Genomic DNA, 15,330 nt, shown 5'->3' on the forward strand with positions numbered 1-15,330 from the left:
GAAAAGTGCGGATACAAATCCCTCTCTCGTCACTCGCCCGGATGATGGCCGATCGCATGATGGAATAGACCGAATTGCCGATGATCGCACCGGTGACACCGTTCGGGCATTTGCCGATTATGATTTCTTAAGCGATTGACGTGGGGTGCCGTCGCGTTTCCGAAAAGGTTACGGCGTACCGTGCGATGCTTCGCTGTCCGCAAGGTGACTGAGGGAAAAGTCAGCAGGCGCCCGGTTTGCCGGGCGGAACCGAAGATCCACTGTGTTCCCGGGCCCGGAATTCGTGCCGTGAGCTGTCCGGTTTGTCCACTATGGTCGTTAACGCCCAAAAAGGTGATTTATAGCGGCGAATCTGTTGACGGCCCACCCGTTGTGCGTGCGATGCCGTGTGGTTAACATCGTTGGTGCGCGCTCCTATCGCCCGCTTCCCCCGTGGCAGGCGATCGGAGCGCGCCCTTATTTTCAGGGCTTTACATTAAAGAACCTTTACGGTTCGTATTGCAGCCCCTTCCGAGGCCATCTGTCTCGAAGATCAACTGTCGCGCGACGTTCTGTCGTTTCCTATTCAGCGCTGTTGACACCCCCTCCACCCGAATGAAGGCTGATCGGCAACGGGGGGCGCTCTACCTCTCACGGGTGGGGTTCCGGCCCGAGACATCGGGGTGGCAACGGGAACGCAGGGCGCGCGGCTCGGCCCGCCACAAAGATCTGGGGGCCCATCCCGATCAGGATGAGCCCCCAGGTCACACGCCCGCCGCGCTGGATCCAGCGGCTTCCCAGCGCTCTAAATCCAGCGGCTTCCCAGCCACATGCGCGCGGACCAGTCCGCGTAGGGGATCGGCTGGCCCACGAAGATCGGGTAGAAGTACCAGAAGCAGACCGCCACCAGGATCAGGTAGACGCCCAGCACCACCGCGCCCACCTTGCGCCGTTCCAGCGACAGCTCCGCGTCCGCGCGTTGCGCGGCGAACGTGGGCGTCATGATCGCGCCGAGGACGTAGACCACGGCCAGCACGAAGAACGGCACAGACGGCAGGATGTAGAACGAGAACATCGTCCGGCCCTCGGCGATGGCGAAGTAGAACCACGGTGCGTAGTTCGCCATCGCGCCGGCCAGGATGAACAGCGCCCGCCAGTCGCGCCGCGCGATGCCGAACCAGATCAGCGCCAGCGTCGCCGGGACGAACGACCACCACAGGATCGGCGTGCCGAGCAGCAGCACCTCGGACGCGCAGGACGGCGCGTCGCACGGCAGGTCGCCGGACCAGAAGAACGCCACCGGACGGCCCAGCAGCAGCCACTGCCACGGCCAGGACTGGTACGGGTGCTTGGTCACCAGCTGGTTGTGGAAGCCGAACGCCTCCTGGTGGTAGTGCCACAGGTTGATCAGCGCGCCGATCACCGGCGGCTCGGACCGGTTGCTGTCCGCCAGCCAGTGCCGGAAGTAGCCGTCGTCCGTGATGAACCACCCGGACCAGGCGGCCAGGTACGTCGCCAGGATGATCACTGCGGCGATCAGGCTCCAGCCGAACGCGTAGGGCAGCGACTTGACGTACCCCCAGCGGATGCCGGCCGTGCGCTGCGCGCCGCCCTCCCAGAGCCAGACCAGCAGGAAGAAGACCGGCAGCACGTACAGCGCGCTCCACTTGACGCCGACCGCGCAGCCCAGCATGAGTGCGGCGGCCAAGCGCCACCACGGCACGCCGCCCGGGAACGCGAAGACCACGCGGCCGGTCGCCTGGACCCTGCCCTTCGCGATCGCGCCGAGCCAGTGCCGGCGGCGATGGTCGCGGTCCAGGACCAGCGCGGCGAACGCGGCCAGGATGAACAGCTGCAGGAAGATGTCCAGCAGCGAGGTGCGGGACATGACCACGTGGAAGCCGTCCAGCGCCAGCAGCAGGCCGGCCGCGCAGCCGAGGATCACGGAGCCGAACAGGCGGGTCGCCAGCCGGGTCAGGATCAGCACGGACAGGATGCCGGCCACGGCCGCGGAGATCCGCCAGCCGAACTCGTTGTTGCCGAAGACCGCCTCGCCGAGCGCGATCGCCCACTTGCCCAGCGGGGGATGCACCACGTAGGCCGGGCCGCCGGTCTTCTCGTCCCACTCGATGCCGCGGGAGAGCATGTCGTACGCGTCGGTCGCGTAGTAGACCTCGTCGAAGACCAGGCCCTTCGGATCCGCGAGCCCGACCAGCCGGACCAGCGCGGCGATCGCCACCACGAAGCCGGTCGCCAGCCAGGAGTACCCGTCGAAGCGGTCGTCCCACGGGACCAGGCGCCGCCGGACGATGGCGGGGACCCCGCCACCGTCGTCCCCGGTCGTGGGGGTGGCCTGCGCGATCGCGGGGGACGCGAGGCCGTCTGTCTGCGCTGTTGCCGCCGAGGTCACCGCACGATCGTAGGCTGCCGGAGGGGGCGAGGGGGTAACCCGCCCCCACTTCCCATCGATGGTCGAGCTGATGTGGAGCAGATTCTCAGATCCAGCGGTTGCCGAGCCACAGACGCGCCGACCACTCCGAGTACGTGATCGTCTGTGCGGTGAAGATCGGATAGAAGTACCAGAAGCAGACCGCGACCAGGACGAGATAGACGCCCAGCACGATCGCGCCGAACGTCAGCCGATCCGGTGACGGGTCCAGGGCGCGCGCCGGCGCGAGCGTGGGCGTCATGATCGCGCCGAACACGTAGACCACGGCCAGCACCAGGAACGGCACCGAGGGCAGGATGTAGAACGCGAACATCGTCCGGTTCTCGGTCACGGCGAACCAGAACCACGGCACCCAGTTCGCCGCGGCGCCGAGCAGGATGAACAGCGCCCGCCAGTCGCGCCGCGCGATGCCGAGCCAGACCAGCGCGATCAGCGCCGGGACGAACGACCACCACAGGATCGGCGTGCCGAGCAGCAGCACCTCCTCGGCCAGCTCCGGCGGCAGGTCGGGATTCCAGTGGACCGCGACCGGGCGGCCCAGGATCAGCCACTGCCACGGCCACGACTGGTACCGGTGGGCCTGCTCCAGCTGGTTGTGGAAGCCGTACGCCTGCTCGTGGTAGTGCCACAGGTTCTGCAGCGCGCCCAGCACCGGCGTCTCGGTGTGGCCGGTGTCCGCCAGCCAGTGCCGGTAGAAGCCGTCGTCGGTGACCAGCCAGCCGGTCCAGGTCGCCAGGTACACCACGGCGATGATCACGGCGGCGACCACGCTCCAGCCGACCGCGTAGGGCAGCGACTTGACGTACCCCCAGCGGATGCCGGCCGTGCGCTGCGCCCCGCCCTCCCAGAGCCAGACCAGGAGAAACACCACCGGGAGTACGTAGAGTGCGCTCCACTTGACGCCGCAGGCGAGCCCGATCAGCACCGCGGCGGCCAGTCGCCACCACGGCACGCCGCCCGGGAACGCGAACACCACGTGGCCGGTCGTCGGCACGCTGCCCCGCGCGACGGCCCGCAGCCAGTGCCGTCGCCGATGGTCGCGGTCCAGGACCAGCGCGGCGAACGCGGCCAGGATGAACAGCTGCAGGAAGATGTCCAGCAGCGCGACCCGCGACATGACCAGGTGGAACCCGTCCAGCGCCAGCAGCAGCCCGGCCGCGCAGCCGAGGATCACGGAGCCGAACAGCCGGATGGCCAGCCGCGTCAGGATCAGCACGGACAGGATGCCGGCCACCGCGGCCGCGATCCGCCAGCCGACCGCGTTGTACCCGAAGATCGCCTCGCCGCCCGCGATCAGCCACTTGCCCAGCGGCGGGTGCACCACGTAGGCCGGGCCGCCGGTCTCCTCGTCCCACTCGATGCCGCGGGAGAGCATGTCGTACGCGTCGGTCGCGTAGTAGACCTCGTCGAACATCAGCTTCCCCGGCGTGCCGAGCCCGACCAGGCGCAGCAGCGCGGCGATCGCCACCACGAAGCCGGTCGCGGCCCAGGACCGGCCGCCGGGCACCTCCGGGGGGATCAGCCGGCGCCGCACGATCGCGGGCACGCCACGATCGTCGGCCCCGGTGGCCCGCTCGATCGTGGGGGACGCCAGGCTGTCCGTCTGCGCGGTTGCCGCCGTGATCACCGGGCGATCGTAGGCTGCGTGGGTGGCCGGGTGGGTGACGCACCCTCCCCGCCGATCGATGTACGACCGGATTCTGGGGTGAGCTCGTGGTGGACGCTGGACGGCTGATCTTGTTGGGCGCGCCGTTGGGAAACGTCGGGGACGCGTCCACGCGGCTCCGGGACGTGCTCGGCTCCGCGGACATCGTGGCGGCCGAGGACACGCGACGGCTGGTCAGGCTCGCGCGCGACCTGGACGTGACGGTACCCGGCAAGATCATTTCCTACTTCGAGGGGAACGAGGAACGGCGTACCCCCGAACTGGTCTCCGCTCTTGAGGGCGGCGCCGTGGTGGCGATCGTGACGGACGGCGGCATGCCCAGCGTGTCCGACCCCGGCTACCGGCTGGTCCGGGCCGCGCTGGACGCCGGCATCCCGGTCACCGCCGCACCCGGCCCGAGCGCGGTGACCACCGCGCTGGCGCTGTCCGGGCTGCCCAGCGACCGGTTCTGCTTCGAAGGCTTCCTCCCGCGCTCCGGGTCCGCGCGCCGGTCCCGGCTGCGCGAGCTCGCCCAGGAGCCCCGCACGCTGGTCTTCTTCGAGGCGCCGCATCGCATCACGGACACGCTGGCCGACCTGTCCGCGGTCTTCGGCACGGACCGGGAGGCCGCGGTCTGCCGCGAACTGACCAAGACCTATGAGGAGGTACGCCGCGGTGCGCTGGCCACGCTGGCCGCGTGGTCCGCGGAGTCCTCACCGCGCGGCGAGATCACGGTCGTGGTCGCGGGCGCGGCGCCCTCGGCGAACGAGCGCCCCTCGGACGAGCAGCTCAAGGCCGAGGTGGCCGAGGAGGAGGCGACCGGCGTGTCCCGCCGCGACGCGGTCACCGCCGTGGCCACGCTGCACGGCCTGCGCCGCCGCGAGGTCTACAACCTGGTGATGTGAGCTCTCTGTTTCTGGTCGTCGCTTCGCTCCTCCGGGCTCGGCGCCACGCTCTGCTTGCTGGTCGTCGCTTCGCTCCTCCGGGCTCGGCGCCACTCCCGGCGAAGGCACCGCTCTGCCGAACAGCGACGCTGAGCAGGACGGCCTGGGCGCGGTTGCGGCGGGTCTCCAGGCGGGTGGCGCCGGTGGCCCAGGCGATGCCGAGGCCGCACAGGAACACCAGCGTCAGGCCCAGTGACCAGCGCAGGTGCAGGCCGAGGCCGCCGAAACTGGCGTGCGCGCGGCCGGCGTCCCGGTCCACCATCCGGGCCGGGAGCTCGGTGCCGTCCGCGCGGCTGCCGGACGGCACGCCGAGGACCGCGACGTCCTTCACGGTGAAGTCGCGGGCGGTGAACGTGCCCTCGCACCGCTGGAACGACGTGGGCCCGGAGCAGTGCGCGACGGTCACCGTGCCCGGGGTGCCGTGGCCGACCGCGAGCCAGAGCGGCTCCGCGCTGACCCAGCCGAAGAACGCGGCCAGCAGCGCCAGCAGCACCAGCAGCGGCAGGCTGGTGGCGGGGTTGCGTGGGAGCCGGTCCGCGGGGCGCGGCGGCGTGACCGCGGGGGCGTCGTAGCCGGCCGGCCGGCCCATCCGCATCGCGGGCGAGGGCCACTCGGCGTACTGGACGGTCCGCGGCTCGGCCTGCGCGATCCTCGGTTCCGCCGGCATCGCGCGCGGATCGTCCTGCACGGTGCGCGGCTCGGCCGGGTTGAGCCAGGTGGCGCGCTCGCGCGGTGCCGCGACCGTGTGCGCGTCGGCGGCGGCCGCGGACGGGAAGAACGCGGGCGGGACCGCGACCGGCGCGGCGGGGGAGACCGGGTGGTCGGTGTTCGGCTGGACCGGCGGCGAGGCGGGCGCCGAGGGCGAGGCGGGCGCCGAGGGCGAGGCGGGCGCCGAGGGTGGGTCGAGCGGTGCGGGTGAGCCGAGCGGCGCGTGCTCGGCGGACGGCGCGGGTGAGGTGGGTGGCGCGGGCGTGTTGCCGGTCGGCCCGGCCAGGATCTCGAAACCGGCCTGGCTCTCGGTGCCGAGCGCGGCGTCCGCGCTGGACAGTGGCGACGCCCCGGAGACCGGCTCTGCGGTCCTGCCCGAGGCAGATTCCGCGGCCGTCATCGCCGCCCGGCCGGGAACCGCCTCCACCGCAGTGCTGGAGACCGGCTCCGCCGCAGTGCTGGAGGCCAGCTCCCCGGCCGGGCCGGAGACCGGCTCTGCCTCCCGGGCGGCGGTGTCCTCCTCGGGCGGCCCGGCCGCGTCCGTGGTGGAGTCCGCCGCGAGGTCGGGGAGGCCGTGGCGGGGGCGGCGGATGACCGGGATGCTCTCGGTGATGCGGTTCCGGCCCGGGTCCGCGGGCTCGGCGGCCGGCGGCGCGGGACGGTGCAGCAGGAGCGGGACCGTGTGCCGCACCTCGGACGGTGGCGCCGTGGGCGTGACGGGCGCGCCTCCCTCCCGTACCGGCGAAGGCGTTTGGGGTTGATCTTGGTTCGGGTTTCCCGTCACCGTCCCATTTGACTATGAATTGCCCGCAATCGTATGCATATTGCGTCGCGTGTTGATCGCAAGTTGAGGCGCGGGTCAATCGGTTCGCGGCGAGCCGGGGTGGGTCACTACAGTTGACCGCTATGAGTCACGTTCTCGCGGCGGTTGCCTGGCCATATGCCAACGGCCCGCGCCACATCGGTCACGTTTCCGGCTTTGGGGTGCCCTCCGACGTCTTCAGCCGGTACATGCGGATGGCCGGTCACGACGTGCTCATGGTGTCGGGGACGGACGAGCACGGCACGCCGATCCAGGTCCAGGCGGACAAGGAGGGCGTGACGCCGCGCGAGCTGGCGGACCGTTACAACCGGGTGATCGTGGAGGATCTGCACGGCCTCGGCCTCTCCTACGACCTCTTCACCCGCACCACCACGCGCAACCACTACGCGGTGGTGCAGGAGGTCTTCGAGGGGCTGCACAGGAACGGCTACATCATCTCCAGGACCACGCTGGGCGCGATCTCGCCGTCCACCGGTCGCACGCTGCCGGACCGCTACATCGAGGGCACCTGCCCGATCTGCGGGTACGACGGCGCGCGCGGCGACCAGTGCGACAACTGCGGGAACCAGCTGGATCCGTCCGATCTGATCAACCCGAAGTCGAAGATCAACGGCGAGACGCCGAAATTCGTCGAGACCGAGCACTTCTTCCTCGACCTGCCCGGCTTCGTGGAGGCGCTGAACACCTGGCTCGACGCCCGCGAGGGCTGGCGGCCGAACGTGCTGCGGTTCTCCAAGAACCTGGTCGACGACCTGCAGCCGCGCGCGATCACCCGCGACCTCGAGTGGGGCGTGCCGATCCCGCTGGCCGACTGGAAGGACCGCAACGACAAGCGGATCTACGTCTGGTTCGACGCGGTGATCGGCTACCTGTCCGCGTCCGTGGAGTGGGCGCGCCGCACCGGCGACCCGGAGGCGTGGCGCCGCTGGTGGTCCGCTGACGGCGAGGGCAAGGACGCGTCCGCGTTCTACTTCATGGGCAAGGACAACATCGTCTTCCACTCGGTGATCTGGCCGGCGCTGCTGCTCGGCTACTCCGGCGAGGGCGACCGCGGCGGCGAGGCCGGCTCCTACGGCCGGCTGAACCTGCCGACCGAGGTGGTCTCCAGCGAATACCTGACGATGGAGGGGAAGAAGTTCTCCTCCTCCCGGTCCGTGGTGATCTACGTGCGCGACTTCCTGGAGCGGTACGACGCGGACGCGCTGCGCTACTTCATCGCGGCCGCCGGCCCGGAGAGCAACGACACGGACTTCACCTGGGCCGAGTTCCTCCGCCGCAACAACGACGAGCTGGTGGCGGGCTGGGGCAACCTGGTCAACCGGTCCATCTCGATGGCGGCGAAGAACTTCGGCGTGATCCCGGAAGCCGTTGCGCCGACGGCCGAGGACGAGGCGCTGCTGGCGACCGTGCGCGGCGGGTTCGAGTCGGTCGGCGGGCTGCTCGCCAAGCACCGGCAGAAGGCCGCGATCGGCGAGGCGATGCGCATCGTCGCGGAGGTCAACAAGTACCTCTCCGACCAGGCGCCGTGGAAGCTGAAGGCGGAGGAGGACAAGCCGCGGCAGGGCACCGTCCTGCACGTGGCGCTGCAGGCGGTGAGCGACTGCAACCGGCTGCTCACGCCGTTCCTGCCGCACTCCGCGCAGAAGATCCACGAGCTGCTCGGCGGCGAGGGCGTGCACGCGCCGCAGCCGCGGATCGAGGAGGTCGAGGATCTGGACGGCGGCCCGTCGTACCCGATCCTCACCGGTGACTACACGGTCGGGGCGACCTGGGAGCCGGCCGGCATCACGGCCGGCACGCCGCTGGCCGCGCCGAAGCCGGTCTTCCGCAAGCTCGACCCGGTGATCATCGAGGAGGAGCTGGCCCGCCTGGGCGGCTAGGACTTCTAGGCCGGCGGGTAGGCCACGGTCACGGTCTCGTGATCGGTGAGCTCGCCCGCCGGCGCCCACACCTCGTGTATGCCGCGCTCGTAGCACTGCGCGCCGAGCCTGGAGATCGCGTCCGCGTCCGGCCGGGCCAGGCGCAGCCGCGTCCAGCCGGAGTCGGTGTGCAGCACCTGGCAGTAGACGCCGCGCCAGCGCGCGAACGCGGCACGGCGGCTCGCGTTCTCCACCGCGTAGCGCGCGGCGCGGGTCATCGCCAGCACGCGGAAGCCGCCGGGCAGGTCCGCTATCGCCTCGTACTCGCGCTCGCCGTAGGTGCCGACCAGGATCGTGGACCGCACGGCGTCGCCGACCGGGAGATATTCCTGGTCCGGCGGGATCTCCGGCACGCCGGTGACCAGGTGCCGCCACTGCGGGCCGACCATGCGCAGCCAGCCGCGCTGTTCCGGCTGGTAGGTGTAGAGCACGACCTCGGCGCCCTCGGCCGTGTACGCGATCAGTGCCGCGTTCGCCGGCATCGGCAGGTCGGCCAGGTCCTTCGTCACGAACTCCGGGATCAGGTGCCGCTCGCTCGGCGTGAAGCCGGTGCCGAGCACGGGCGCGCCGATCCGGTCGTGCGGCGGGACCGTGCTCAGGCCGGCCTGCTCGCCGCCGGCCGGGATCTCGTAGTCGTCCGGCGAGTTCGCCCGCCAGCGCAGCGCGTAGACGACGTCGGGCACGCCGCGGCCGGCCTCGCCGTCCGTGCGCAGCAGCGCCAGGTCGGCCGGCGTGCGCAGGTGGGCGACGTCGTACTCCCGGTAGCAGAAGCCGTAGGGCAGCCAGCCACGCAGGTAGCCGGCGAGCTGACCGGGGGAGAGGATCTTGACCATCCGGGTGCCGCGGCGGATCGCGGCGGTGCGGCGGATGCCGGCCAGCATCGGATCGTCCCGGTACGCCGGGGACTGCGACGCCCGGTGCACCTCGGACCAGCGGATGCCCCGGGACAGCGGGACCATCAGCGGCGCGTCCAGCGGGTCCTCCGGCGTGCCGTCGCCGAGCACGCCGAGACCGGGTTGCGCGTGACCGCCGACGCTGACGCCCTCGACCTCGGAGGCGTGCACGAACCGGTGGAAGGGCGCGGGGGCGCTGCTGCGCGAGGTGCGGCGGAAACCGTCGGCGTCGACGGCACTGAACAGCTCGAAGGCAGCGCCACGGGCGATCTGCTCGGCCGGGTAGAAGGATCCCTTGAAGCCGACGCGGAGACCCGTCGGAGCGTCGTTGGTGTTACGGGCTTCGGGGAACACGCTCACTCGCCGCAACCTACTGTCGCATGGTAGACGACCGGTGAACGGAAGGTGACGCGAGCAAGGTTCCTCGTTCTGCCACGGGGAGGCCGTTGACCAGCGGATAGTGTCTTCATGGAGACCGCGGCGCGAATCACCCACGATGCGTTGACGGACCTCACTTCCGCGCTGATGGCCGCATGCACGCGCGTGGAGTCGGTCCTCGAGATCGCCACCGAGGCCGCCGCCCGGATCGTCGGGGACGGCGGCGGGATCCGGCTGGTCCGGGAGGACGGGCGGTTCGGCCCGATGATCACCCATCACCGGACGCACGACGGCCCGGAGATGCTCGGCGAGTTCCTCGGCGGGTTCAGCGACCGGGTCGACCAGGGGCACCTGAACCGGCTCCGGGCCGGTGCCACGATCGTCTTCAGCTCCATGGCCCAGCAGGAGTTCCAGCAGCTCGCGCCGCCGCAGCACTGGACGAACCTGGCCGGCGCGCGGATCTCCGCGGTGCTCGCCTGCCCGCTGATCGGGGACGGCGCGTTCCTCGGCTACCTGGCGCTGGCCCGGACCTCGCCGGACGCGACGTACGTGGCCGCGGACGTGGAGACGGCCCGGACGATCGCGGAGCACACCTCGGCCGCGCTGGTCGCCGCGCGCTCGGTCGCGCAGCTGCGCGCGTCCGAGGACCGCTACCGCAACATCGTCGAGACCACGCTGGACGGCGTCTGGCAGTTCGACCGCAACGGCGTGACCACGTTCGCGAACGCGCAGATGGCCCGCATGCTGGGGCTGAAGCGCGAGGAGCTGTCCGGCCTGTCGGTCCGGGGTTTCCTGGACAACAACGGCCAGCAACGGCTCGCCCGCCGGCTGGAGGAAAGGCAGAAGGGCCGCTCCGAGGTGTACGAGTGCCGCCTGATCCGGGCGGACGGCACCGCGCTCTGGGTGCAGATGTCCGCCGCGCCGCTGTTCGGCCAGGACGACGAGATCGTCGGCTCGCTGGCGCTGGTCAGCGACATCACCGAGCGGATCGCGGCCCGGGACATGCAGCGCCAGCTGGACCAGCTGCGCCGGGTGGACAGCCTGGGCCAGCTGGCCGGCGGCATCGCGCACGACTTCAACAACCTGCTGACCGTGATCGCCGGCTCGGCCGAGGTGCTGGCCTCGGACGCGGAGCCGGACTCCGACGTCGAGGCGATGTCCCAGTCGATCATGCGGGCCGCGGCCAGCGGCGCCGCGCTCACCCACCAGCTGCTGGCGTTCGGCCGGCGCAGCCCGAACGCGCACACCGTCTCCGTGCCGGAGCTGCTGGACGGCGCCCGCGACCTGCTCACCCGCGCGCTCGGCGAGCACATCGACCTGCGCGTCAAGATCGACGAGGATCTGTGGGCGGTGCAGGCCGACCGCGGCGAGCTGGAGCAGGCGCTGGCGAACCTCGCGGTCAACGCGCGGGACGCGATGGGCAAGGGCGGGCGGCTCACCATCGAGGCGCACAACACCGAGATCGACCCGGGCGGGCTGGAGGACGCGCAGGCGTCCGGCCGGTTCGTGGTGCTGGCCGTCTCGGACACCGGCAGCGGCATGGACGAGGAGACCCGCTCGCACGCGTTCGAGCCGTTCTTCACCACGAAGAAGGCGCGCGGCGCGGCCGGCCTGGGCCTGGCCACGGTCTACGGCATCGTGCACAACAGCGGCGGCCACATCCGGCTCGTCTCCGACCTGGGCATCGGCACCACCGTCAAGATCTTCCTCCCGGCCAAGGAGACGACCGAGGAGCCGCCGGTCCTGCCGCCGGTGGAGAACCTGCGCGGCCAGGGACACGTGCTCGTGGTCGAGGACCAGCCGGAGCTGGCCCAGCTGGTCCGCTACCTGCTGCAGCCCGCCGGGTACACGGTCACGGTCGCCACCGACCCGGCCGCGGCCGTCTCGCACCTGCACGCGGGCGCGCGGCCGGACCTGCTGCTCACCGACGTGGTGATGCCCGGCATGACCGGCTCGGAGCTGGCCAAGCAGATGCGCGAGCTCTACCCGGACCTGCGCGTGCTGTTCATGTCCGGCTACACGGCCGGCGTGCTCAACCCGCGCGGGCACCTGGACGAGGACAGCACGCTGATCCAGAAGCCGTTCAACCGGGAAAGCCTGCTCACGGCCGTGGCGAAGGCGCTCGGCACCCGTCGCTAGCCTTGACGGTCGTGAACAGCCGTCAGAAGACCGACGCCCGCCGGATGGGCGAGTTCCCGGACGCACCGGACCCGCTGCCGGTCCCGGTGCTGGACAGCCACACCCACCTGGACATCACGGTGCACGAGGCCGGGGTGCCCGGCGCGGACTCCGGTGCCGATCCGGTTCAGGCGCTGGTGGACGCCGCGGCCGCGGCCGGCGTGGACCGGCTGGTGCAGGTCGGCGTGGACGTGGCGTCCTCCCGCTGGGGCGCGGAGCTGGCCGCGAAGCACCCGTCCGTGCTGGCCGCGGTCGCGCTGCACCCGAACGACGCGCCCCGGCTCGGCGCCGGCCTGGACGCGGCGCTGCGCGAGATCGAGGCGCTGGCCGCGCAGGACCGGGTCCGCGCGATCGGCGAGACCGGGCTGGACACGTTCCGGACCGGCGACGAGGGGCGGGCCGCGCAGGAGGAGAGCTTCCGCGCGCACATCGGCTTCGCCAAGCGGTACGGCAAGGCGCTCATGATCCACGACCGGGACGCGCACGCGGACGTGCTGCGCGTGCTGGACGCCGAGGGCGCGCCGGACACCGTGGTGCTGCACTGCTTCTCCGGCGACGCGGCCTTCGCGGCCGAGTGCGTGCGCCGCGGATACCTGCTCAGCTTCGCCGGGACCCTGACGTTCAAGAACGCGGAGCACCTGCGCGAGGCGGCCCGGATCACGCCGCCGGAGCACCTGCTGGTGGAGACGGACGCGCCGTACCTGACGCCGTCGCCGTACCGGGGCCGGCCGAACGCGTCCTACCTGATCCCGCTCACCATGCGCGCGCTCGCCGCGACCACGGGCCGGGACCTGGACGCGCTGTGCGCCGCGGTGTCCGCGAACGGCGAGCGGGTGTTCGGGCCCTGGGCCTAGCGGGCCGTCACCACGGCACGTCCACGCCGGGCCAGAGCGTGAACGTGCCACCCGGCCCGTCCGGCCCGAGGCGGGCGACGCGCACGATCTCCCGGGCCGCGTCCTCGACCGTGTCGGTTCCCTCGAAGTTGGTCAGCGCACTGCGCGCGAACCCCGGCGAGACCAGGTTGACCTTGATGCCGGTGGTCTCCGTCTCGATCATCATGGACAGCGTCACGGCGTTCAGCGCGGACTTCGACGCCGCGTAGATCGGTTCGAACGCGGCCCGGAACGGGAAGCCCGGGTCGGCCACGGTGGTCAGCGAGCCCACCGCGCCGGCCCGTGCCCTCGACCACTGGTCCGGGGCGAGGTGTCGAAACAGCGGTCCGGCGTGAAGCACCCGCATCACCCCGACCGTGGCTGGCTGGCCTTCCAGAACGAGATCCTGCAGGACACCGAGCGGGGCCACTGGTACGTGCTCCACACCGCCGCGGGCTGACGCTAGGCCCACCCCGGGTGGCGGGCGGACGGGACCGAGCGGGCGCGCACGTACAGCTCACGCTGCGCGCCGGGGTCGGACGGCGCACGACGGCACCAGGCGCGGATGTGCCACCACGGTTCGTTGTCGAAATACACCTCGTCCACCACGAACGACACGGTGGCGACCAGCGCGCCCACGCCGAACCGGTAGTCCTGCTCGCGCAGGTGCAGCGTCTCGCCCACGAGCGGCTCGGCCGGGGCGTGCCGGCGGGTGTGCGGGGTCACCATGCCGCACGCCCCGGGCGCCGGGTCCGGCACCAGCCCAGGAACCGCGCGCCGGCCCGGACGCACTCCGCGGCCGGCCGGTCCCGTGCGAACCGGTGCAGGTAGGTCGCCATCAGCATGGCCAGCGCGACCCGGTTGCGGCGGTAGTCACGCAACGCGGTCCGCTTGTACGTCTCGCACGGCCATTCGGACCGGCAGCGCGCACACTGCCAGCACGCATCCGGAATGTGCCGGACGGCCGGAGCCCCGGTCCCGGCCGGGCTCGTTCGAAATTCATTCATCTTGCCGGCACCGGCGGGCGGGCGCCCGCTGAGAATAGGACTCGCCGCGCACCCGGCAAACGTGAATCCACGCATCTTCGCCCGAACGACACCGCACACCTCCCGGACTGGCACGAACGGGGCAGCGTCGCTTCCCCGTCGCAGTGCCGCCCGGCCGCGGCAGTCGACGTCGGCGGCCCGGGACCGGGCCGCGCCGTCCAATCATTTGGGCTAAGGACCGACGGTGCAATATTCCATGGCCTGAAATCGCCGTCCGCCATTGACTTTCGCCTTGATCGGTCGGTAGGCATTCCATGATGGAACACCGAGCATTCCATGAGCGGAGGAGAGCGAGTGGACGCCGAACCCGGATCGACGGTCCCCCGCCGTCAGCTGGGCCGATACCTGCGACGCCTGCGGGAGCAGGCCGGAGTCACGGTCAAGGCCGCCGCCGCGGAGCTGGAGTGTTCCATCCAGAAGCTGTGGCGGATCGAGAAGGGCGCGGTGCCGGTGCGCGGCGCCGACGTGAAAGTGCTCTGCCAGCGGTACGGCGCGTCCGCCGAGATGACGGACGCGCTGGTCGCGCTGGCACGGGAGACCAAGGCGAAGGGCTGGTGGCACTCGTACGGTGACGTGGTCCCGCGCTGGTTCGAGATGTACGTCGACATGGAGGCCGCCGCGTCCCGCCTGCGCATGTACGAGCCGTCGCTGGTGCCGGGCCTGCTGCAGTCCGGCGGCTACGCGGACGCGGCGATCCGGGCCGACCAGCCGGGGATGAGCGTCGAGGAGCGCCGCCGGCGGGTGGATCTGCGCGCGGAGCGGCAGGCGTTGCTGGCCCGGCCGTTCCCGGAGCCGCCGACGCTGGAGGCGATAGTGGACGAGACCGTGCTGCGCCGCGACCCGGGCCCGCCGGGCGTGATGGCACGGCAGCTGGCGTACCTCCAGAAGGCCGGCGAGCAGCCGCACATATCCATCCGCATCCTCCCTCTTTCGGGCGGCCTGCATCGGGCCTCCGCGGCCGGTGCTTTCACGATTCTGGAATTTCCATCCGAGGGAAATGAGCGAAGAGAACCTCCAACGGTCTACAGCGAATCACTCACAGGGGCGATCTATCTCGATAAAAGCCAAGAGATATCCGCCTATGAAGAAGTTTGGGTTAGCCTTACCGGATCGGCGCTGAGTGAGAGTGATTCAGCGGTCTTGATCGACAGACTTATAGGGGAGTTGAATCGCAGTGATTGACTCGTCGAGCGCTCGCTGGCGCAAGTCAAGCCGAAGCGGCGCGAACCAATGCGTCGAGGTCGCGGACAACCTCGGGGCCTTCGTCGCCGTCCGTGACTCCAAGGACCCGGCCGGCGGCGTCCTGGCCTTCTCGCCCGGCTCGTGGCGCGCCTTCACCACGAGCCTCCGGCACGCGCGCTAGCTCCACCTCCAGGGCGCTCCCCCGAGGTCGGTGCGGGGGAGCGCCCTGGGGCGTGTTCGGTGGATCCGCGCCGGCCTGCGGCGTGGCCCGGCTTCCGCCTGGGCGCACGGCGCGAACACCCACATCCACCCAG

General features: G+C 71.2%; 13 protein-coding genes. 6 read left to right on the plus strand and 7 right to left on the minus strand.

Annotated elements, in window-relative coordinates; all coding sequences use genetic code 11:
* Positions 1-784 precede the first annotated feature (784 nt).
* Positions 785-2,389 (minus strand): dolichyl-phosphate-mannose--protein mannosyltransferase, encoded by a 1,605-nt coding sequence (locus OP04_RS32390; RefSeq protein WP_033343695.1) that lies wholly within the window; start codon positions 2,387-2,389, stop codon positions 785-787.
* A gap of 85 nt (positions 2,390-2,474) precedes the next feature.
* Positions 2,475-4,055, minus strand: coding sequence for a dolichyl-phosphate-mannose--protein mannosyltransferase (locus tag OP04_RS32395; RefSeq protein ID WP_033343696.1), 1,581 nt, complete (start codon positions 4,053-4,055; stop codon positions 2,475-2,477).
* 86 nt (positions 4,056-4,141) lie between these two features.
* On the opposite strand from OP04_RS32395, the gene rsmI reads away from it, so the two are divergent.
* On the plus strand, positions 4,142-4,978 hold the full coding sequence (gene rsmI / locus OP04_RS32400; RefSeq protein WP_033343697.1) for a 16S rRNA (cytidine(1402)-2'-O)-methyltransferase: 837 nt from the start codon (positions 4,142-4,144) through the stop codon (positions 4,976-4,978).
* Here rsmI and OP04_RS50345 read toward each other — a convergent pair.
* Complete coding sequence (locus OP04_RS50345) at positions 4,917-6,416, minus strand: hypothetical protein (protein WP_051799436.1); 1,500 nt, start codon at positions 6,414-6,416, stop codon at positions 4,917-4,919. The two genes, rsmI and OP04_RS50345, sit on opposite strands and share 62 nt — an antisense overlap.
* Before the next feature lie 215 nt (positions 6,417-6,631).
* Here OP04_RS50345 and metG point away from each other — a divergent pair, with 215 nt between their 5' ends.
* The gene (metG, locus tag OP04_RS32410) at positions 6,632-8,428 is read left to right on the plus strand and encodes a methionine--tRNA ligase (protein WP_033343698.1); all 1,797 of its coding nucleotides are present in this window, start codon (positions 6,632-6,634) and stop codon (positions 8,426-8,428) included.
* Positions 8,429-8,433: 5 nt separating this feature from the next.
* Here metG and OP04_RS32415 read toward each other — a convergent pair whose 3' ends face one another.
* Positions 8,434-9,720, minus strand: coding sequence for a hypothetical protein (locus OP04_RS32415; protein WP_033343699.1), 1,287 nt, complete (start codon positions 9,718-9,720; stop codon positions 8,434-8,436).
* A gap of 108 nt (positions 9,721-9,828) precedes the next feature.
* Between OP04_RS32415 and OP04_RS32420 the strand changes: the two genes are divergently transcribed.
* The gene (locus OP04_RS32420; RefSeq protein ID WP_033343700.1) at positions 9,829-11,877 is read left to right on the plus strand and encodes a PAS domain S-box protein; all 2,049 of its coding nucleotides are present in this window, start codon (positions 9,829-9,831) and stop codon (positions 11,875-11,877) included.
* 44 nt (positions 11,878-11,921) lie between these two features.
* Positions 11,922-12,770: a TatD family hydrolase gene (locus tag OP04_RS32425; protein WP_051799448.1), complete on the plus strand. Its 849-nt coding sequence runs from the start codon at positions 11,922-11,924 to the stop codon at positions 12,768-12,770.
* Between the two features lie 7 nt (positions 12,771-12,777).
* Here OP04_RS32425 and OP04_RS32430 read toward each other — a convergent pair whose 3' ends face one another.
* The 3 genes from OP04_RS32430 to OP04_RS53800 all read right to left on the minus strand — a co-directional run bounded on the left by OP04_RS32430 (position 12,778) and on the right by OP04_RS53800 (position 13,795).
* Entirely contained in the window at positions 12,778-13,155 is a 378-nt protein-coding gene (locus OP04_RS32430) for an SDR family NAD(P)-dependent oxidoreductase (protein WP_085066932.1), read from the minus strand.
* A 95-nt stretch (positions 13,156-13,250) separates the two neighbouring features.
* Positions 13,251-13,517, minus strand: coding sequence for a hypothetical protein (locus OP04_RS32435; RefSeq protein WP_033343702.1), 267 nt, complete (start codon positions 13,515-13,517; stop codon positions 13,251-13,253).
* Entirely contained in the window at positions 13,511-13,795 is a 285-nt protein-coding gene (locus OP04_RS53800) for a hypothetical protein (RefSeq protein ID WP_157240677.1), read from the minus strand. The genes OP04_RS32435 and OP04_RS53800 overlap by 7 nt, the downstream gene beginning before the upstream one ends.
* Before the next feature lie 333 nt (positions 13,796-14,128).
* Here OP04_RS53800 and OP04_RS32440 point away from each other — a divergent pair, with 333 nt between their 5' ends.
* Together OP04_RS32440 and OP04_RS32445 are read left to right on the plus strand one after the other, a co-directional pair.
* On the plus strand, positions 14,129-15,016 hold the full coding sequence (locus OP04_RS32440; protein WP_033343703.1) for a helix-turn-helix domain-containing protein: 888 nt from the start codon (positions 14,129-14,131) through the stop codon (positions 15,014-15,016).
* Entirely contained in the window at positions 15,012-15,197 is a 186-nt protein-coding gene (locus tag OP04_RS32445; RefSeq protein WP_033343797.1) for a DUF397 domain-containing protein, read from the plus strand. The genes OP04_RS32440 and OP04_RS32445 overlap by 5 nt, the downstream gene beginning before the upstream one ends.
* The last annotated feature ends 133 nt before the right edge of the window (positions 15,198-15,330 follow it).

Source organism: Catenuloplanes japonicus (assembly GCF_000717135.1).
In the GTDB taxonomy this organism is placed as follows: Bacteria; Actinomycetota; Actinomycetes; order Mycobacteriales; family Micromonosporaceae; genus Catenuloplanes; species Catenuloplanes japonicus.